At 29.3% G+C, this 20,967-nt stretch carries 10 protein-coding genes and 1 riboswitch; of the genes, 8 read left to right on the top strand and 2 right to left on the bottom strand.

Annotated elements, in window-relative coordinates; genetic code table 11:
* Positions 1-47: 47 nt before the first annotated feature.
* Both HUU89_RS11935 and HUU89_RS11940 read right to left on the bottom strand, forming a co-directional pair.
* On the bottom strand, positions 48-269 hold the full coding sequence (locus HUU89_RS11935) for a hypothetical protein (RefSeq protein WP_175301865.1): 222 nt from the start codon (positions 267-269) through the stop codon (positions 48-50).
* Positions 270-569: 300 nt separating this feature from the next.
* On the bottom strand, positions 570-1,763 hold the full coding sequence (locus tag HUU89_RS11940; RefSeq protein WP_032089498.1) for an FtsW/RodA/SpoVE family cell cycle protein: 1,194 nt from the start codon (positions 1,761-1,763) through the stop codon (positions 570-572).
* Positions 1,764-1,839: 76 nt separating this feature from the next.
* Here HUU89_RS11940 and HUU89_RS11945 point away from each other — a divergent pair, with 76 nt between their 5' ends.
* The 8 genes from HUU89_RS11945 (at position 1,840) to HUU89_RS11980 (ending at position 20,915) form a co-directional block, all read left to right on the top strand.
* Complete coding sequence (locus HUU89_RS11945; protein ID WP_175301866.1) at positions 1,840-2,187, top strand: hypothetical protein; 348 nt, start codon at positions 1,840-1,842, stop codon at positions 2,185-2,187.
* 28 nt (positions 2,188-2,215) lie between these two features.
* Positions 2,216-4,192, top strand: a complete 1,977-nt coding sequence (locus HUU89_RS11950; RefSeq protein ID WP_175301867.1) for a tetratricopeptide repeat protein — start codon at positions 2,216-2,218, stop codon at positions 4,190-4,192.
* Complete coding sequence (locus tag HUU89_RS11955; protein WP_175301868.1) at positions 4,189-5,424, top strand: aminopeptidase; 1,236 nt, start codon at positions 4,189-4,191, stop codon at positions 5,422-5,424. The genes HUU89_RS11950 and HUU89_RS11955 overlap by 4 nt, the downstream gene beginning before the upstream one ends.
* A 158-nt stretch (positions 5,425-5,582) precedes the next feature.
* The gene (locus HUU89_RS11960) at positions 5,583-7,169 is read left to right on the top strand and encodes a peptide chain release factor 3 (RefSeq protein WP_117829069.1); all 1,587 of its coding nucleotides are present in this window, start codon (positions 5,583-5,585) and stop codon (positions 7,167-7,169) included.
* Between the two features lie 123 nt (positions 7,170-7,292).
* A complete protein-coding gene (locus HUU89_RS11965) occupies positions 7,293-8,900 on the top strand; it encodes a hypothetical protein (RefSeq protein WP_175301869.1) in 1,608 nt (535 codons plus the stop codon).
* Between the two features lie 30 nt (positions 8,901-8,930).
* A complete protein-coding gene (locus HUU89_RS11970; protein WP_175301870.1) occupies positions 8,931-15,311 on the top strand; it encodes a Spy0128 family protein in 6,381 nt (2,126 codons plus the stop codon).
* Positions 15,312-15,733: 422 nt separating this feature from the next.
* A riboswitch (cyclic di-GMP riboswitch) is annotated at positions 15,734-15,818 on the top strand.
* Between the two features lie 89 nt (positions 15,819-15,907).
* Positions 15,908-19,468 (top strand): SpaA isopeptide-forming pilin-related protein, encoded by a 3,561-nt coding sequence (locus tag HUU89_RS11975; protein WP_175301871.1) that lies wholly within the window; start codon positions 15,908-15,910, stop codon positions 19,466-19,468.
* 55 nt (positions 19,469-19,523) lie between these two features.
* A complete protein-coding gene (locus tag HUU89_RS11980; protein ID WP_175301872.1) occupies positions 19,524-20,915 on the top strand; it encodes an isopeptide-forming domain-containing fimbrial protein in 1,392 nt (463 codons plus the stop codon).
* Positions 20,916-20,967: the final 52 nt, after the last annotated feature.

The following is a 20,967-nucleotide window of genomic DNA, read 5'->3' on the forward strand; positions in this document are numbered from 1 at the left end:
AACTTATACGCTTGTGGACACTGTGTAAGACCTATAATGTATTGTCATTAGAGGCAGTCGTGGTTGAAGCAAGAATCTCCGACTTCTAAACGAAGTGTAAGTCGGAGTAGTTCACTAGATATTTTAATGAGTGTGCCATCTTTTTTTCTGTATTTTTGTTCAATGTTTTTATCTTTAGAAAGTTTTTCGATAATAGTGTTGTAATTAATAAATTGAGCAACATTTTGTTGATTGTTTTCGCTAATATATAGATTATTATAAAGTTTCATTGTTACAGAAAAACAATTATGTTGTTCTTTTCCAAGTTTTAAAAAATAGGAAGGGCCTATAATATCACGGAAGATATCTTTTTTAAGTCAACGACATAAACGTCCATATATTTAGGGGCAATTAATTTTAAACATTGTTGGTTATTTTTTTTATCTTGAAGTATTTTATTGATTTTAATTGAAAAACGATTTTGTTGATGAAGATCCATCTCTTTTTTTTGTCATACTAATCTCCGTTTCTTAATACAATTCGATTAATTAACATACTTGCACAAAAAAGCTGTACTTTGTGTTACAGCTTTAATCTATTTGATTATATTTAGCGATACTTGTTTGGCGATGGATATCAAAACACATTCCAATTGCAATCATGTAAGATAAAAGTGAAGACCCACCATATGAAAGAAACGGTAATGTGATACCAGTAATAGGGAGTATTCCTAAAATCATAGCGATGTTCCAAAATTGTTGGAAAATCATACATCCAAAAATACCAGCAATAAAATATTTATCACTTTGATGCGTTGCTTTTAAACCAACATACAAAATACAAACATCTAACGCTAGTATAGCAATGAGCGTAATGATGGCTCCCACGAATCCAAAGCCTAAAGTAATAACAGAAAAGATGAAGTCCGTATGAGCTTCTTGTAAAGAAATAATCACTGTGTCAAATCCATGACCAAAAAGTCCAGCTGTTCCATAAGCCATCATCGCATTATAAAGTTGGTATCCTTGATTTTGATAAGTTCCTTCAGGATCGACCCAGCCATAAAAACGATCAAGTTTATGTCCTGTGATAATTGAAGAAAATATATCTTGACGATAAATAAATAAGTAAGTAAAAATTATAAGAACAACTGCTAAACAAGCAAATCCTACAATATACCATTTCTTATTAATTCCTGATGCAAATAAAATAACAACCACTGAAAAAGCCATAATCAAAGTAACACCAGCATCATTTTGTAAATAAGTTAGAATCATTGGTGGTAGAGCAATAGCTGCTACACGACCAATTAACTGTAAATCGGTATCAAATGTATGAATTAAATATTTTTCATTATGTAAAGAAACAGTTTTAGACATACAAATAATCATTACAACTTTCATAAATTCAGAAGGTTGGAATGAAAATCCTGGAAAGTTATACCATGATGTAGCACCATTTAGATCTTTCGCAAAGGGAATGATTTGCATTCCTAATTTATAAATAGCAAATCTTTGAATAACAAGACCGACTAAAAAGACAATCAAGATTCCATAAAAAATCCACATTCCCGAGTAAATTCGATCATTTCCAAAACGATTGATTAAAAAAATCAAACCGACACCAATCATATAATAAAGGAGTTGTTTACTCCAATAACCTGTAGGATTGGGATAAGTAATATAACCAGCTGCACATTTAATTGTATAACAACTAATAAGACATAGAATAAATAAAATGATGGCAAGTGGCCAACAAATTGTAGAATCTAAATATTTTTTCATTTTGTCACCCCTAGTGATTTATAGTATACTATAAATATATCATAAAAGAAAATGTTTATTAAGAAAGGAAATAGATATGTCAGATTATTTTATTTATGTTTTAATTGCAATTATTGTAATTGTTGGAGTATGGTTTATTTTTGCAAAGGTATTAAAAAATAAAAAACCTAAAGAAGTTACTTTAAAAGATATTCCTATTGATTTAGAAGCTTTAATTCATGCTTTAGGGGGTATTGATAATATTAAAGAGAGCCAAAGTCAAGGAAGTAAAGTACGTTTCTTTGTAGAAAATGATGATTTAGTAAAAGTAAATGTTTTAAAAGAATTAGGTGCAAGTGGTGTTATTCAAGCTACAGGCAAAGTTACTGTTATTTTAGGAAAGTTCTCTGATGAAATCAGTAGAGTAGTAAATGAAAAAAAATAACGTTCCAAGTTGTATTGGGGGTGAAGGTATGAAAGAAAGAATTCACTTATATGAACCTTTTTTTCATCATTATTATATTGATGAAATTCTAAATGATTATGAATTAGAAACTTTAATTCGTGTAAAAAAAGATGATTATCAACAATCAATTGCCTATATTAAATTAATTTCTATTTATTCACATCATGCAAGTATTGATGAATTACAACAACAAGTAGATTCAATTCAAATGATGATGGAAACTTATGAAGATTATCATGAATTTGAACAATATTTGATAGAAAATGAAGAACATCAAGTGATAGGAATTGATTTATGTGCACTTACTTATAATCATCATTATGATGAATTAGATTTAGAAGAATTAACACCTGATCAATATTATCAAGTAGGATTATATTATTATGACCAAAAAAAATATGATCAAGCATTAGAATGTTTCCATTTAGGAGAAGAATGTGAAGATTCTGATTGTTTATGTGTGTTAGGTTATATGTATGAAAAAGGACAAGGGGTCAAACAAAGTAATCAAGTGGCCATGACATATTATCGTCTGGCAAGTGATTTAGGGAATGTTGTTGCTTCTTGTAATCTTGCTTATTTTTATGAATATGGAATAGATGTTGACCAAGATTATGAAAAAGCTTTTGAACTTTATTCTTTAGGAGTCGATGAAGGATTTCCAAGATCTTTATTTTCAACGGCTTATTTTTTACAAAATGGGTATGGTGTAACTCAGAATTTAGAGGAAGCTTTTTTACGTTATGAAGAAGCAGCAGCCTTAGGACATAATGATGCGATTTGTGCTCTAGGTGAATGTTATGAATATGGTCAAGGAACAAGACAGGATTATCAAAGAGCTTTACATTATTATGAAAAAGCAGCTTATGAAGGGAATAGTCTTGCCAAATATAAATTAGGACGTTTTTATGATTTAGGTTATGGTTGCAATGAAAATTATTCAAAAGCTTTTCATTGGTATCAAGAAGCAGCAAAAGATGGTTTAGAAGTAGCAATCACAGCGATGGCAACCTGTTATGAATTTGGTCGAGGAATAGAAAAAGATAGTCAAAAAGCTTTAGAATATTATTTAAAAGCAGCGAATATGGGCTATATGAATGCGCAATTTTGTTTAGGGTATTTTTATGAAATGCATAGTGAATATCCAGAAAGTGAAAAAAATAGTTTTTATTGGTATTTAAAAGCGAGTCATCAAGGAGATGGACAATCAACGTTGGCTGTGGCTTATTACTATGGTCAAGGAATTGGAACTGTTAAAGATGAAAAGAAGTCTTTTGAAGCTTATCAAAAAGCAGCCAATCTTGGAGAAAGAGAAGCATTTTATTATTTAGGTGTTTGTTATTTAGAAGGAAAGGGTGTTTTACAGGATAAGGAAAAAGGGATTGCTTGCTTAATTAAAATAGAAGATCAGTATCCTGTTGCAGCTTATTTAATAGGACAGTATTTTAAAGAAAAGCACGATGATCAACAAGCAATTCAACATTTTAAATTAGCAATTTTAAAAGAAGATGAGGAACAGTCTTTGTATCAATTAGCACTTTATGGTGAACAAGGAATAGAAGTCAGTAAAGAGGAAATGCTTGATTATCTTTTAAGAAGTGCAAAAAAAGGTTATTCACCAGCACTTGTAAAATATGCTTATTATTTAGAAAATGGAATTTATGTAGAAAAAGATTATCAGATGGCTTATGAATATTATTTATTAGCTTGTCAAAAACAAAATAGAGAAGGTTTTTATCATTTAGGTAGATGGTTCTTTTATGGGATAGGACAAAAAGAAGATAAGCATAAAGCAATGCAATATTATCAACAAGCTAGTCATTATCATTATTCAAAAGCAAGCTTTATGCTAGGTTATATGTATCATTATGGTGATGGTATTTCTAAAGATTTAGAAAAAGCTAAAGAATATTATCAATTAGCACTTCAAGAAGGATATCTTGAAGCGCAAAAGGAATTAGATAAATTAGAGGTGGAAAAATGAGTTTTGAAACAAAATTAGAAAAATATGCAAGATTAATTGTTCAATCAGGTTTGAATGTTCAAGAAAAACAAACCGTTGTCATTAGTGCATCTATTGAAAGTTATCAACTTGTAAGAGCGGTTACTAAACAAGCTTATCTTGTAGGTGCTAAAGAAGTTGTTGTTCATTATAGTGATGAAGAAGTCACACGTATGAAATATGAAAATATGGAAGTAGAAGATTTTAATCACGTACCTACTTGGTTTTCATCTTTTAGAAATGATTATGCGTTAATGAATGCTTGTTTTCTTTATGTTGATGATGAAGATCCTGAAATGCTTGCAGGTATTGAACCTAAAAAGATTTCTAATTGGCAAAGAGCAGTTAAAAAGGCATGTAAGGCATATTTTGATTTATCCGATAATATGACAAATGCTTGGTGTATTGTAGGTGGAGCTACGCAAAAATGGGCGAATAAAGTTTATCCTGATATGTCAAATCAAGAAGCGTTAGATAGTTTATGGAATGCTATTTTTAAAGCAGCTAAGATTGATGATGAACATGATCCTGTCGAATTATGGAATCAACATCGTCGTTCTTTTGAAAAACGTGTTAATTATTTAAATAGTCTAAATTTAAAGAAACTTTATTATAAAAATAGTAAAGGGACTGAAATTACAATTGGTTTGAATGATGATTATTTATTTGCTGGTGGGGGAAGTTATTTAAAAAATGGTGTTTACAATTTTCCTAATATACCAACAGAAGAAATCTTTACATCACCTAATAAGGATGATGTAGAAGGAATTGTTTTTAGTTCTTTACCTTTAAGTTATGGTGGAAATATTGTTGATGAATTTTATTTACGTTTTAAAGATGGTCAAGTGATTGATTTTGGAGCTAAAGAAGGATACGAGGTTTTAAAAGGAATTATTGATAGTGATGAAGGAAGTAAACGTTTAGGTGAAGTTGCTTTAATTCCTTATCATTCACCAATTAATGAATTAAAAACATTATTTTATAATACTTTATATGATGAAAATGCTTCATGTCATATGGCTTTAGGTATTGGATTTTCTGAATGTATTAAAGGTGGGATTGATATGGATAAAAAAGAATTGTTTGAAAAAGGGGTCAATGATTCTTTAGTTCATGTTGATTTTATGATGGGAACAGAAGATTTAATGATTGATGGTATTTTAGAAGATGGCAGTCATGTAAAAATCTTTGAAAATGGAAATTTTGTATTTTAATGATCTGTGGGGATTGCTCCCCACTTTTTAATTAGTAAAAGAGGTGAGTGAGCTTTCTTTTTTATTAAATAATAGTAGTAATTCTGTTCATTTTGTGGTAATAATTGTACTGTTGAAATAAAAGATTAAAAAATAAATATAGATTATGGGAGGATGCAATGGAAGATTTAAGACAACAAATAGAAAAAAGAAGAACATTTGCGATTATTTCCCATCCGGATGCTGGTAAAACAACTTTAACAGAAAAGTTCTTACTCTATGGAGGAGCTATCCAACAAGCAGGAACTGTTAAAGGAAAGAAAAATAGTAAGCATGCGACAAGTGACTGGATGGAAATTGAAAAACAAAGAGGGATTTCAGTTACCTCTTCAGTATTACAATTTAATTACCAAGGATATTGTATTAATATTCTTGATACTCCAGGGCATCAAGACTTCTCAGAAGATACATATCGTACTTTAATGGCAGCAGATTGTGCAGTCATGGTCATTGATGCGAGTAAAGGGGTCGAAGATCAAACACGTAAGTTATTTAAAGTATGTACAATGAGACATATTCCAATTTTCACTTTTATTAATAAGATGGATAGGGAAGCAAGAGATCCTTATGAATTAATGGAAGAAATTGAACAAGAATTAGGAATTGAAACTTGTCCTGTTAACTGGCCAATTGGTTCTGGAAAACGTTTTGCAGGGGTTTATGAAAGAAATGATCAAGAAGTCATTCGTTTTATTCCTGTAGATGGTGGAAAAAAAGAAGTTGAAACAGAAATTTTAAAAGCGGATGATCCAAAATTAAAAGAGTATGTGGAAGATGAACTTTATGATAAATTACAAGAAGATATTGAATTATTAGATATGGCAGGAAATGAATTTAGTTTAGAAGCTGTACGTGCTGGTAAGTTATCACCTGTATGTTTTGGATCGGCTCTTACTAACTTTGGGATTGAACCATTTTTAAAACATTTCTTAAATATGACAACCCCACCAACTCCTAGAACAGCAGATGGTGAAGTGATTGATCCTTATCAAGAAAATTTCTCAGCTTTTGTTTTCAAAATTCAAGCGAACATGAATGCTAGACATCGTGATAGAATGGCATTCTTTAGAATTTGTTCTGGTAAATTTGAAAAAGGAATGGAAGTTTATCATTATCAAGGTAAGAAAAAAATCAAATTAAATCAGTCAAAACAATTAATGGCAGATGAACGTAGTGAAGTAAATGAAGCTTATGCAGGAGATGTCATTGGTGTTTTTGATCCAGGTATTTTCTCTATTGGAGATACTATTACAACAGGTAAAAAGCATTTTGCTTTTGAAGGAATTCCAACATTTGCACCAGAACATTTTGCAATGATTCGTAATAAAGATACGATGAAAAGAAAACAATTTGTTAAAGGTGTTGAACAAATTGCAAAAGAAGGAGCAATCCAAATCTTTACTGAATTAGGTGGCGGTATGGAAGAAATTATTGTAGGAGTTGTTGGTGTTTTACAATTTGAAGTTTTAGAACATCGTTTAAAGAATGAATACAATGTAGAAATTCATAAATCTCCTCTACCTTATCAATATATAAGATGGGTCAAAGAAGGAACTGATTTAAAATCATTAAATCTTTCATCTGATACAAGAAAAGTTCAAGATTTAAAAGGGCAACCATTATTATTGTTCACTAATGATTGGGGCGTAAGATGGGCTCAAGATAAAAATAAAGGTTTAGAATTATTGGAATTTTCTAAGAACTAAAAGTAGAACTTTTAGTTCTTTTTTTTGAAAAAATATGTCCTTTTCTACACACGATAAGGGTAAAGTGCTATAATTTTTAGTGAAAAAAGGGAAGAAATTTAATATAAAAAGGGAGAAGATATTATGAAATGTCTAAAGAAAATAGCAATATTTTCATTAGTGTTTTTTGTGTCACTGTTTTTTATAATGCCAGTTCAAGCAAAGAGTACACAAACTTATTCTATTATCTATGATTTACAAGATGCTAGTGGAAATAAAATTGCTCAAGTAAAGTATAAAAATAAAGATTTTACTTCTGAAATAGGAAGTGAGATCAAAGTAAGAACGACTTATTTTGATAAAAAATATGGGGATTTTGATTTAGTGAGTGAACAAAGTCAAAAAGTAGAAGCAGGTAAAGATCAATATATTTTTGTTTATAGAACATATCAACCCATAACGATTAAAGGAAAAGTACAGTTTACTACAAAAGAAGGAACGATTCTTTTACAAGATACTTTTGATATTGATTCATCAGCAACAGTTGAAACCCCTCAAGTATATGCTGTGCCTGATAGTTATACAATTGGTGATGTGACTTATTTAAAAATGCCAGGGCAAGTAAGTGAAATTAAGTCAGTTTATTATAATGACCCAAGTGATAATACGTATTCAATTACTTATTATAATCCAAATAATACAACGGATTATGATGTCGCTTTAAAATATGTTGAAGAAGGAACGAATGATTTATTGATGCAAAAATCATTTCATGTAAATAATCAAGATTATACATATGTGCTTCCAAAAACAATGAAAATCAATGATATTTATTATGGATTAGCTGAAAATCAAGAAAATATAATTCATCATGCAGTTTCAAGTGATGTTAGGGAGTATACAGTTTATTATAAGAAAATGGATGAAAATGCTTCTTATAAATGGTCTATCTATAAAGTAGATGCTTCGACAAATAAGATTCTTGGAAAAGTAGTACAATTAGAAGTTCAACCTGGTCAAAGTGTTGAATATCAAGTAGAAAAAGAATACAAAGATTCCGATGGGAATGTTTATACAGTGGATCAAGGTATGTCACAGGTATTAAAGCATAGTTATGGTGAAAGTGAACATGTAAGTTATGTTTACTATAATCCCAAAGGATACACAGCACCAAAGAACTATATTGTAGAAGTGCAATATAAAAATATTGCAACTGATGAAACAATTGCTTCACAAAAAATAGAAATTAATAAAAAAGATGAAGATACAACAATAGATATCGTTAAAGAGTTAACAGTTAATCAACAACAATATGTTTTAGTCAATGGTCAATCAATAACGATTAATCATAGTTTTTATTCTCCTAGACGTATTTATACGATCTATTATAGAAATGTTAATGACCCTATTAATGTTGATACTGAAATTATTCGTGAAGAAGTTATTGAAGTAGAAGGACAATCTTCTGTTATTGGTGGACAAACAATTTATCGTAGAAATAATCAAACAGGATCTTTTTCAACGGTTGGTGTTGAAAATAGAGATGGTAGTGAAAATAATAGTAATGAAGGAAGTACCTCATCGGTTGATGGTATAAATGTTGAAGATGAAGCAGTACCACAAGCAAATATAGATGCTCAAAGCCAAGAGTCAAGTTCATCGCAAGTATATTATCTTGTTGCTGGATTGTTAGCATTTCTCATTGTTATTGTAATTATTTTAAAAAGAAAAAAACATAGAAAGGAAGTGTAATGAAAAATGAAAACCTTTCATATGAAAAAAATGTATAAAAAAGTTACAGCATTTATTTTAGCTATTACTATGATTGTGGCTTATATTCAAATAAAGGCTTATGCTTTTGATAATAATGTTTCAGAAATCACACGTAATCAAGCAGTGTCTGATGCGACGATTCAATCTGGTTTAGGTGTTGCTAAAAACTATGGTTTATTTTCTTTAGATGCTAAATCATATAATGATTTGGAATGTAGTGTTGCTGCTAAATATGCTGATTTAGGCGCTGATTATAACTTTTCAGGGAATAATACAAAAGTTTATAAAAATCAATTGACAGTCAGTAAATCATTTATGATCAATAATCAACCTCAAGCAAATAAAAATGTAACTTTGAGACTTTATCGAATGGATAGTAGTCAATCTGTTTTGATTGATGAAATGACACAAACAACAGATAGCAATGGAAATGCTAAATTTGTATTTGATGGGATGAAAGATAGTAGTTCAAATAAAAGATATTCTTTTATAGATGGTGACTATCAAGTGAAAGAAGTTATCAGTGAAAATGGTGTTGAAAAGGAAATTATTCCTGATGGTTCATCTTATATTGATGAAAATGGAAATAAGATAGAAGTTAATGCAGATCATAGTGGCTTGATTCATTTGGAATCTGGGTTCCAAAATGTGAGTCAATTTGGACAAGTTAAAAATCATAGTATTTTTAAACCTCGTAATGGCAGTATTGTTGTTCTTGAAAATCAAGATGATTGGAACGCAGTTGATAAAGAAGCTATTAATCAAGGTAAAAATAATTATCGAAATGTACCTGCTGGGGTAACTTATTATAATAATGGTGAAGTAAAGATTATTAAAGCTGGTACAAATGGATTTCAACCTATTGCATGGGATCAAGAATTTGATAATTTAAAAACACTTTCAAAGAATTTAGCACATGCTCAAGATTCAAATGATGTGCAAGTTTATTATTATAATGCCGATTATTTAAAGAGTGTAGGTTCTTTAAATTTTGATACTTCAAAAAAATGGGCAGTTGTCAATGTTGAAGTTCAAGATGGACAAAGTACCATTGATATTACAGGTGATTATACGAAAAATGGCAATAAATTAGATGCAGATTTTGATAACTTAGAAACAGGAGTTATTTGGAATTTTTATACAGTAAATAATGGTGATGTGCAACCTTATACAGGTAAAGTGACATTAGCTAATCAAAATGGTGGTATTTTCTTATTACCTGCGGGTGAGTTTTATCATAATGGAACTATTGGTGGAAAAGTAATTGCAGCAAAATATAATCATGATAATGAAATTCATCAAAAAGAAAAAGTTGTCAATGTGAATAATTCTTTATCTATGTCTAATAATGGCGCATCAGAAAAATTAGAGGCTAAACAAACTATTAGTGGAACAAAGAAATTAATAGGAAAAGAATTACAAGGCAATGATTTTAAATTTGAATTACAAAAATATACAGATAGTAGTTATAGTACGCCAGATGGTGAAGCTGTTGTAACTACTAATAATGAAAAAGGTCAATTTGTTTTTAGTGACGAGGATATTTTAACTTATACAGAACCAGGTGATTATTACTACATAGTTAAAGAAGTAAATGATGGTAAGAATCATGTTCAATATGATAGCCATACTTTTAAAGTAAGTATTCATGTAGAAAAACAAGATAATGCTTTAATTGCAGATGATCCTGTTGTTGAAGGTGGAAAGATTGAGTTTAGTAATGAGTTTAAGTTTGAAGGAAATGCTTCTTTAAGTCTTGTTGGTAAAAAAGTATTAGATGGTAAGAAACTTGAAAATGATGAGTTTACTTATGGATTACAAGAATATAAAGATAGTGAATATTCAACAAAAGAAGGACATGAAAAAGAAGTAACAAATGATCAAAAGGGAAATATTCAAGTTGATCTTTCTTATGATGAAAACGATATTGGTAAACATTATTATCAATTAAAAGAAAAGAATACAAAGAAAAAAGGAATTGATTATGATCAAAGAATTTATAACATCATAGTTGATGTACAATATGATGAATCGAAAGATCAATTAGTTGTTAGTAAGACAATGACTATTAATGGACAAAATGTAGATTCTATTACGTTTGAAAATACGTATTCTTCAAATGCTGCTACGACATTTAAAGGTCATAAAATATTAGAAGGTAGAGATTTAAATGCAAATGAATTTAATTTTGTTCTTCAAGAAACAAAATCAGATTATCAAACAGCAATTGGTGAAAGCAAGACAGTTTCAAATGATAGTCAAGGTGATTTTAACTTTGGAAAGATTTCTTATAGAGATTTAACTTATGGCGAAAAACAAATACATTATTATATTATTAAAGAAGTTAATCCTGTTTTACAAGGAACTTATCAAGGTGTAAGTTATGATCAAAAAGTTTATAAAATAAAAGTGGTTGTGACTGATCAAAAAGATGGTACAGCCACAGTTGAAAGAACAGTTGAAAATAATGATATTCAATTTAAAAATACGTATCAAGCTGAAGGTTCTACATCGTTAATTATTCATAAACAATTAACAGGTGGTACTTTAAAAGCAAATATGTTTAAGTTTAAATTGCAACAAACGGATGAAAACTTTAAAAAGACCGTTGGTAATAGCCAAACAGTAACAAATAGTTCTTTAGGTCAAGGTCAATTTGTGATTCATTTTAATCAAGCAGGGACATATTATTATACGGTTTCTGAAGTAAATAATCATAAGTCAAATGTTACGTATGATTCGATTGTCTATCAAATAAAGATCAAGACGGAAGATGATGGACAAGGAAATATCAAAGAAGTTTCTAGAAGTATTTCTTATGTAGATGAAATGACAAAACCTACAAGTGAGGAAAAAGAAAATTTAACTTTTAAAAATGCTGTAGGTATTCAAGTAGTAGGTCATAAAAAATTAATCAATAAAAAATTAGAAGAAGGTATGTTTACTTTTAGTATTTCTAAAATAGATTATGATAAAAATAACAATAAATATACTGTTGAAAAGCAATTGATGACAACAACAAATGATGAAAATGGAGACTTTTCATTTATAAATTTTGATGAGTATCATCAAACAGGTGATTATTATTATGTTGTAAAAGAAGTTAATAATAAATTATCCTATATTGATTATGACAAGCAAGAATATATCATTCATGTAAGTGTTGAAAATGGTGATGATGGTTTAGAAGTATCAAAAGAAATTCTTAAAGATAATACTTCTGTTGATGAAATGAATTTTAAAAATACTTATCGTGGTCAAGGAAAGGTAAGGATTGATGGTAAGAAAGTATTACTTGATCAAGGCGTAAGTCAAGTATTAAGTGGTGGAGAATTTAAGTTTAAAATTACAAGAGTAAATGATGAAAAAGGAAGTTTGTATAAAGGAGAAATCTTAGATTCGATTGAAAAAGAAACCGTTAAAAATGATCAAAACGGACAATTTAAATTTAATATTTCTTATAAAGATTTAGATTTTTCTAAAAAGGATAGTTATACGTTTTATTATCAAATTGATGAAGAAAATAGTGGATTGACGAAAGATGGTGTTACCTATAATAAAAATAATGATGCTTATATTATAGAAGTAACTGTAAGTGATCAACAAGATGGTAATTATGATGTTTCTTATCGAATTATTGATCATGATGAAATAATTTTTACAAATGAATATAATGCAAGTGGTGAAACACAAATTATTGGAACGAAGTCTTTAAAAGGAAAGAAATTGGTAGATGATGAGTTTACTTTTGAATTAGTTGAAGTTGATGGTATTCAAGGTAAAGAAAAGGAAAATGGTAGAAAGTTAGAAACAATAAATAAAGAAGGTCAATTTATTTTTGATATTCAAGATATTAGAAAAGCTGGTACAACTTATTATAAGGTTTATGAAAAAGCTGATAAAAAGAAAACAGGTATTCAATATGATGAAACTGTTTATTATGTTGAAGCGAAAGCTGTATTTGAAGATAATCAATTGAAAGTAACTAATACGTTATATGACCAAGATGGACATCAATTAGATAAAAATAAAGGTATTGAATTTGAAAATGAATTTAAAGCTACTGGTAAGATTGATTTAAGTGGACATAAGAATTTTATTGATCAAGATGGACAAGATGTAGCTTTTGATGCAGGTGATTTCAAGTTTAAAATTGAAGAATTAGATCAAGATGGAGCGACTTTGAAAAAAGATGGATATAGTGACACAGTTGAAAATGATCAAGATGGTAATTATCATTTTAAAACAATTCATTATCAAAAAGCAGGAATATATTATTATCGTGTAAGTGAAGTACGTGATAATTTAGAGGTCACTTATGATACAACTCAATATATTGTAAAAGTTGATGTAAAAGCAAATGATAGTAAACAATTTGATATTTCAGTTGATATTGTGAATGGTCAAAATGAACATATTGATCAAGATAAACTTAACTTTACTAATAGACTTTTTGAATATAAAGTAGCTTTATTATCGATGGGTGGTATTAAAACTGTCAGTGCCGGGCAATCCGTTATAATGGATGATGGTTTGTTTAGATTTGGTTTATATGAAGGAAATGATAATGAACAAAGTAATATGATTGATACTGCTAAAAATGATACAGTAGGAGCTTATAGCTTTGATGATGTAGAAATTGATCAACCGGGTACTTATCATTATACGATTGAAGAAATGAATGCTGGTAAGGAAGTTGCTGGTATTGCTTATACAAATCATCAATATCATGTAGAAGCTGTTGTAAATAAAGATGGTAAAGGTGGCTTGAATGTTGATTCGGTTAAAGTAACGAATGAAAATAATCAAGTTGTTAAAGATCAATCGGTAGTTGTAGAGACTTCACAAGATTTATCACTTACAAACCAAGCTGTTAAATCATTAAAAGTAAATAAGGTATGGAATGATCAAGGACATAGTGACACCATCCAACCTGTAACAGTGCATTTAGTTAAAAATGGTAAAGTTGTAGAAGGAAAATCTATTGTATTATCAAATGATAATCAATGGAGTGGTTCGTTTGATAATTTACCAATAAAAGATAGTCAAGGAAATTTAAACGTTTATACTGTTAAAGAAGATAAAGTAGATTATTATAAGACACAATATATTCAAAATGAAGATGGTAGTATTACGATTACAAATACTTATATCAATCCAACGGCAGTAGATGTTCAATTGGTTGCTAAAAAGAATTTAGTTGGTGGCAAAGTCTTATCTGCTGGTATGTATCAATTTGATTTATTGGATGGTAATAATGAAGTTGTTGAAACACAAACAAATGATGATCAAGGTAATATTTATTTTAATACATTGAATTTTAATCAAGAAGGACATTATGTTTATTATATTCAAGAACATGTAAATGATAATGATCCATTTGTTGAATATGATCAATCTATTTATCAAGTCAATATTGATGTTTCAAGAAACGGTAATAATTTACAAGCTGAAGTAGAATATCTATTAGATGATAAACAAGTGGATGATGTTACATTTAATAATATTTATCATCCGTTATCATTAACTGTTCAAAAACGTTCTAAAGATTTATCGAAAGATCCTTTGGAAGGTGCTGTTTATGGATTATATAAAGTAAATGAAAAAGGAACAGATATTCTTATTGAAAAACAAACTTCTAATAGTGAAGGATATATGACATTTATGAAAGCTGTTCCTGAATATCAATATTATTTTAAAGAAATCTCTGCACCTAATGGACATACAGTTGATGAATATAAGACAAAGACATTTACAATTAAATGGATACGTCATAAAAATGGTAAAATTTCTTATCAATTAATTTATGATGGTCAAAAAGAAGATTTAGAAGAAGAAAAACAAGAGGATAGTTTAAACTTATATGCACAACAATCAATAGCGCTATTAGAAAATGAAGATACAAGTGTGAACTTAGAAGCTATTGGAGTAGCAGATGAAGTAACTAAATTAAACGTAACGAAAGTAGATAATCAAGGTAATTATTTAACAGGAGCACATTTACAAATTCTTGAAAAAGAAACTGGAAAAGTTATTTGTGATTGGGTTTCTACAGCGGATACCTTTAGCACTTTAAGAGAATTAAATGTAAATACTGTTTATATCTTAAGAGAAGTTGAAGCTCCAACAGGTTATGTAAAAGCAAGTGATACAGAATTTAAATTAGATGATTATGGTATTGTAACGAAGATTTCTGGAGATGCTCAACTTGTAGATGATCAAACATTTAATTTATATAATTCTAAACAAATTAAAGAAAAAGTTGTTTATAAAACAAATGTGACAACTGTAAAAACAGGAGATAATACAAATATTGTTATTTATGTAATTTTATTGTTTATTTCTTTAGTGTGTATCTTTATCTTCTTAAAGGAAAAAAGAAGGGAATAATTTGTTTCTTTTAAATTATCAGATGTGTGGGATGAATTTCATCCCACTTTTCTTTTATATAAAATTGACAAGCAAAGAATGAATCTATATAATATAAGTGAATGATACTCATAGTCTCAATAATAAAAAGGAACGAAAAAAGTTTGAAAAAGTAAAGATTTGTAACTATGACGGACACCCCTTATATATTTATGAACATATATTTTCTATAATAAATATGTCAATAGATAGAACGGAGAAAGGAATATTAGTGCAGTTTAGATTTAAAAAATGTCGTTTGGTTTTGTAGGGTTGTCAAAAATTGAATAAGGATATAGAATAATAAAATTAAATAAAAAATATGTGAAAAACTAGGAAAATTTGTTAAAAAAAATGGCTTTTGAAAAATTGAAAAAGCGTTGATTTTATGATAGGATTCTAGTGAAGGATAATAGCAAAATTAGTGAAAGCTAATGACGCAAAGTTACGGGTCTAAGTACAAAAGTATATGATTGCCGGGCCGCCCAATTCAAAAAAAGAATAGGCGGCTTTTTACCGTCTTATAGGAATATTTAATAAAATGGTGAACATATATATTAAAATGGGAGGTAAAAATTATGCTGAAACGTATGAGAAGAATTGGTTTATTTGTTCTAGCAATAGCAGTAGTTATTAGTAGTGCAATTATTGCCTCTGCTAATGAAAGAAGTGGTACTACTACAGGAAGTGCAACAGCACAAACAACTGCTTCTAGTTATGTAATAGAAAATAAAAGTAGCGATAGAAAAGATATTACAGTTACAATTCAACATTATAATGGAAGCAAAAAAATCTATTCAGATGATGTGAAAACTCTATCTTATGGATCAAAAATCAACGATTACGCTAAAGCAATAAATTGGGATGTAAGTAGTGTAACTGTTGATGGAAATGCCGTATCAAATAAAAATTATATTGAATTGACAGGGACTGGAAGTGCAACGGTTGTAGTGAATTACACTGCCAAAGAAACAGATGTATTAGGAGATACTTCTTTCTATGATTACACAGTAAGAGCTGGTGAATCAAATGGAAATTATTATTCTTTTAATATGTTAGGAGATAATACTAATCAAAGATTGACATCTGGTACATCTAGAAATTCATGGAAAGGTGTTTATTGGAATGGATGGCAAAATATTGAATATCAAAGTAGAAGTGATTTAGGTACAGGAAACAATTATGAAACATATTCTTATGAATTGATGAAAGATGACTATGATGTTAATGCTTATACAGGAAGCAGCAAAGTAATTAAAGGATTGTTGAATGGTATAGATAGTGATGGAAATGTAAAATTTAATTATACTGAACCAGGATTCTTTGTTAAGAGTAATGAAACAGTAACAATCAATGGAAAAGAAACTTATCTTAGACGTTATATAGATAGTATGAATTTGAAATTTCATAAAACAGGTGATACTTATAAATTAACTTCAGTTATTGATACAGCACAAAATAATAAAGAAGTGACAACAAGTGGTTCAAATTTCTTCCCACTTAATGATTATTCTACAGAAGGAACACCAAATTACTTTTTTGGAATGAGATATGATGTTGAATTCGCAATAGGTGATTATGTCGGTGATTTGACTTATAAATTTACCGGTGATGATGATATGTGGGTGGTTTTAGATAATACCAATGTCATTATTGATTTAGGTGGAATTCATGCTGCAGCTACAGATAGTGTTGATTTGTGGAGTAAATTAGGCTTAACTCCTGGAAGTTTAACAGAAGAGCAAAAAAATCAAACGCATAAATTAACAATTCTTTATATGGAACGTGGCGCTGGAGAATCTAATTGTCAAATGGAATTTACTCTTCCAAATGCAAAAGTTGTTGATGTTATAGAAAAGCCAAAAGCTGATTTGAATCTTCAAAAGGTTGATGAAAACGGAAATGGATTAAGTGATGCAGTATTTAAGTTAGAAAATGATTCAACAAAAGAAGCAAGTAGAGTTAAATCAACTAGTGATGGAAATATTACTTTTAGTGGTTTAAAAGAAGGTACCTATACCTTAACAGAAGTAAGTGCTCCAGATGGCTATTTAGTTTCTGATGATACATGGAAAGTAAGAGTTACAGTTGATAGCAATAATAATGCAGTTGCAAAGCTCTACTTGGTTAAAGATGATCAAGAACAAGAAGTAGCACAAACAAATGGTAAATATAAAATTGAAAATAAAAAGGTTCAAGAAATTATTGAAAACTCTTTACAATATGACAAGACTGCAAAAGTAAAAGATTGGGATGAAAGAACATATGATATTAACATTACTGCTAAATCTTTATCTACAAGTTCAAGCGTAGTTCAAAAAGAAGCAGTAGCTGATATTATGATGGTTTTAGATATTTCAGGTAGTATGCTTTACAATGGGAATAGTAACAATCCTACAGATAATGGAGGATTTAGAACTGTTGGAAAATACTGTGATGTAAAAAATAGTTTAGATGTTAATAAAGTGTATTATTATAGTAATACATTAACAGATGTTTCATATAAGCATACTAATGGTAATTCATATACTTATAAAAATGCTAAATATCCAATGATTTATATAAATGATACATGGAAATATTATAACGGAAGTAGTTGGGTAAATATACCAGATAAGATTTCAGGTTATTATGGAAATAAAATGGATAACAACACAACAATTTATACATTGGATAGTGGATTAACTGGATTAAAAGAAGCATCTTCAGCATTTATTTCAGCAACAGCAGAATCCTCAGAAAATAGTAGAATTGGTGTTGCAACATTCAATGCTTATGGAAATAATTTAAGCAATCTAGTAAATGCAAGAGATAATAAAAATAGCTTAAAACAAACAATTGCAAGTATCTATGCAGCTGGTGGTACGTCTCCTCAAAAAGGCTTAAGTATAGCACAAACAAATTTAGCTAATTCTAAACGTACAGATGTTCCTCAATATGTTATTTTATTTACAGATGGGGCACCTTCTGAAGACACGGATAAAAATGATTCCAAAGAAATAGCAAGACAATTAAGAGAATCGGGTATAACGGTATATACAGTTGGATTAAAGTTGAATGATGAAACATCTAATTGGTTATCTGAAAATATTGCATCAACAAATTGTGCTTTTACAGCAGCAAATGTTGATGAATTAAAGGTAATCTTTGCTAAAATTCAACAAACAATATCACAAAATATTGATATTAAAAATGCTAATATTGTTGATGTAATTGATCCACGTTTCCAACTAGTAGGTAATGATGGAAATGTTATAACAGATGATGAACTTAAGCAAGGTGAAATAGAAATTACAGGAACTAATGGCAAAGTTGGTATGGCGTATTATGATGAAGTTAATAATACCCAAGCAATTAGATGGACTGACCAAACGATTCCAAATGTTAATACTGGTGAATGGAACACAACAATAACTGTTAAAGCACGTGACAAATATATAGGTGGTAATAACGTTCCAACTAACGTAAGTCCAGATTCAAAAATAACGACAGGTTTTGGTGAAGCTGTTTTACCTCAACCTAAAGTGAATGTAAAAGTTGATATTGCAACCACTAATGATGATATTTGGATCAATAGTGGTGAGACAGTTCCAGTTGATGATACTAATATTGGAAATAGTAAAGTCTTTGATATAGAAAATGTTGTTAATAGTAAAGGTAATATTGTATATAAGTACAATGAATCAACGAAAGAATTTGAAAAAATTACAAAAGGCGATTTAACTATACAATGGTATACTGATGATCAATGTACATCAGAAACTACGAAAGATAAGATTTCTAAAGTTAAACCAGATGGTAGAACGGATTTCTTCTTAAAAGTAGGATATGATGGTGGTAGTGCTACTGATGAAAGTAACACAAATACCAATGGAAATAAGGTTGGTAATAGTGAATCTAATATAGGATATGCTATTAACGATGGTAAAAATGGTAATGACAAAGAATGTGTTACTGATTTTGAAAATTGTAAAAAGAATAAATCTGAATATGGTATTTATAGAATACATGTGAAATATACTTTACCTGAAACAGGTGGAACAGGAATTTATTGGTATATGACAGGTGGTATGTTGCTTATGATGGTAGCAGCAGTTGCTATATATAGAAAAAGGTATTATGAGTATATGAACAAATAGTTTTCCTATTTATTCATAACTCTTATATATATAAAAAAAGAAAGGGAGATAGAATATGAAATTATTTAAAAAAGTTTCAGCAATGGTGGTTTCATTATTGATGGCACTAGCAATGGTAGTACCAGTAGCTGCCGCTAATCCAACAATTACAGTAAAAAACATTGCTACAGACGAAAATGTAACATTATCTTATTTAAAAGTTGTTAAACAAGATAAAACTACAAAAACAGGATGGGCTTTTGTTAGCGATGAAGTAACTAAAATTTTTAAAGAAGAGTATAAAAAAAATGATGCTCAAGCTATTTTAGCTTCATTAGCTAATAGTGCTGCTCATTCTAAAGCGTTAGCTAGATTAGGAAATTTAAATGGATTTACTAAATTTACAGATAACGCTGGAAGAAAAACTGAAGTAGATGGTGCAGGGTTATATGTTGTTAAAGTTGTAGATAACTCAAATAAATATACTTATAACGTTATGGCCGCTCCAATTAATTTTGAATATGCTAATAATCCAGCAACATTAAAAAATGCTGAATTAGCTGTAAAAAGATCTGAAACAAAATTAACTAAAACAGTTAACGATGCAGATGGTGCTGTACACAATGGTCAAACAGTAACTTATACAATCAATGTAAAAGTTCCTTCAATTGATCCAACTGCAACAAATAAGTTATTTAAAGTAACTGATGCATTAACAGGTGCAGAATACAAAAAAGATACAGTTGTTGTTAAATTAGGGGATAGTAAAATAAATATTGCTCCTACATTTGATGATGCAACTAATTCATTTGAATTAGATTTATCATCTTTCATTGATGATACAAACAGTAATGCTGGAAAAGATGTTACAATTACTTATGATGTATTAGTAACTTCTGAAAATGATAAAGTAAAAAATACTGCTAACGTAAGTCGTACAGGTTCAGAAAATTATTCAAGTGATTCTGTAGATTTATATGAAGGTGCAATTACTTTAACAAAAACAAATGATTATGAAAAAGAAAGTGATAAAAAATTATTAGCTGGTGCAGGCTTCAACGTATTAGATAAAGATGGAAATGTTCTTAAATTTGTCGATAAAGGTAATAATAATTACGTATTAGCTAAAGATCAAACAGTAACTACTGGTGTCGTAACTGAAGTTGTAACTGGTGCAAATGGTCAATTAGTAGTTAAAGGTTTAGATAAAGGTGAATATCAATTTAAAGAAGTTACTGCTCCTGATGGATATTCTATTAATGAAACTAATTCAAGTGCTACTTTAACAATTACTGGTGATAAAGCAACTGCAGAATTTACTGCTGATGCAGATATGAGAGATACAGAAGTAGGTGCTTTACCTGAAACTGGTGGTATTGGTACTACAATCTTTACAGTAGGTGGATGTGCAATTATGGTTGCAGCTGCTGCATTATTCTTTATGAATAAAAAGAAACATGAAAAATAAAATAATTATCAGAGGCTTTTAGCCTCTGATTCTTAAAATGATATAAGAATAA

Origin of the sequence: Faecalibacillus sp. H12, from assembly GCF_013361255.1 — a bacterium.
Classification (GTDB): Bacteria; Bacillota_I; Bacilli_A; order Erysipelotrichales; family Coprobacillaceae; genus Faecalibacillus; species Faecalibacillus intestinalis.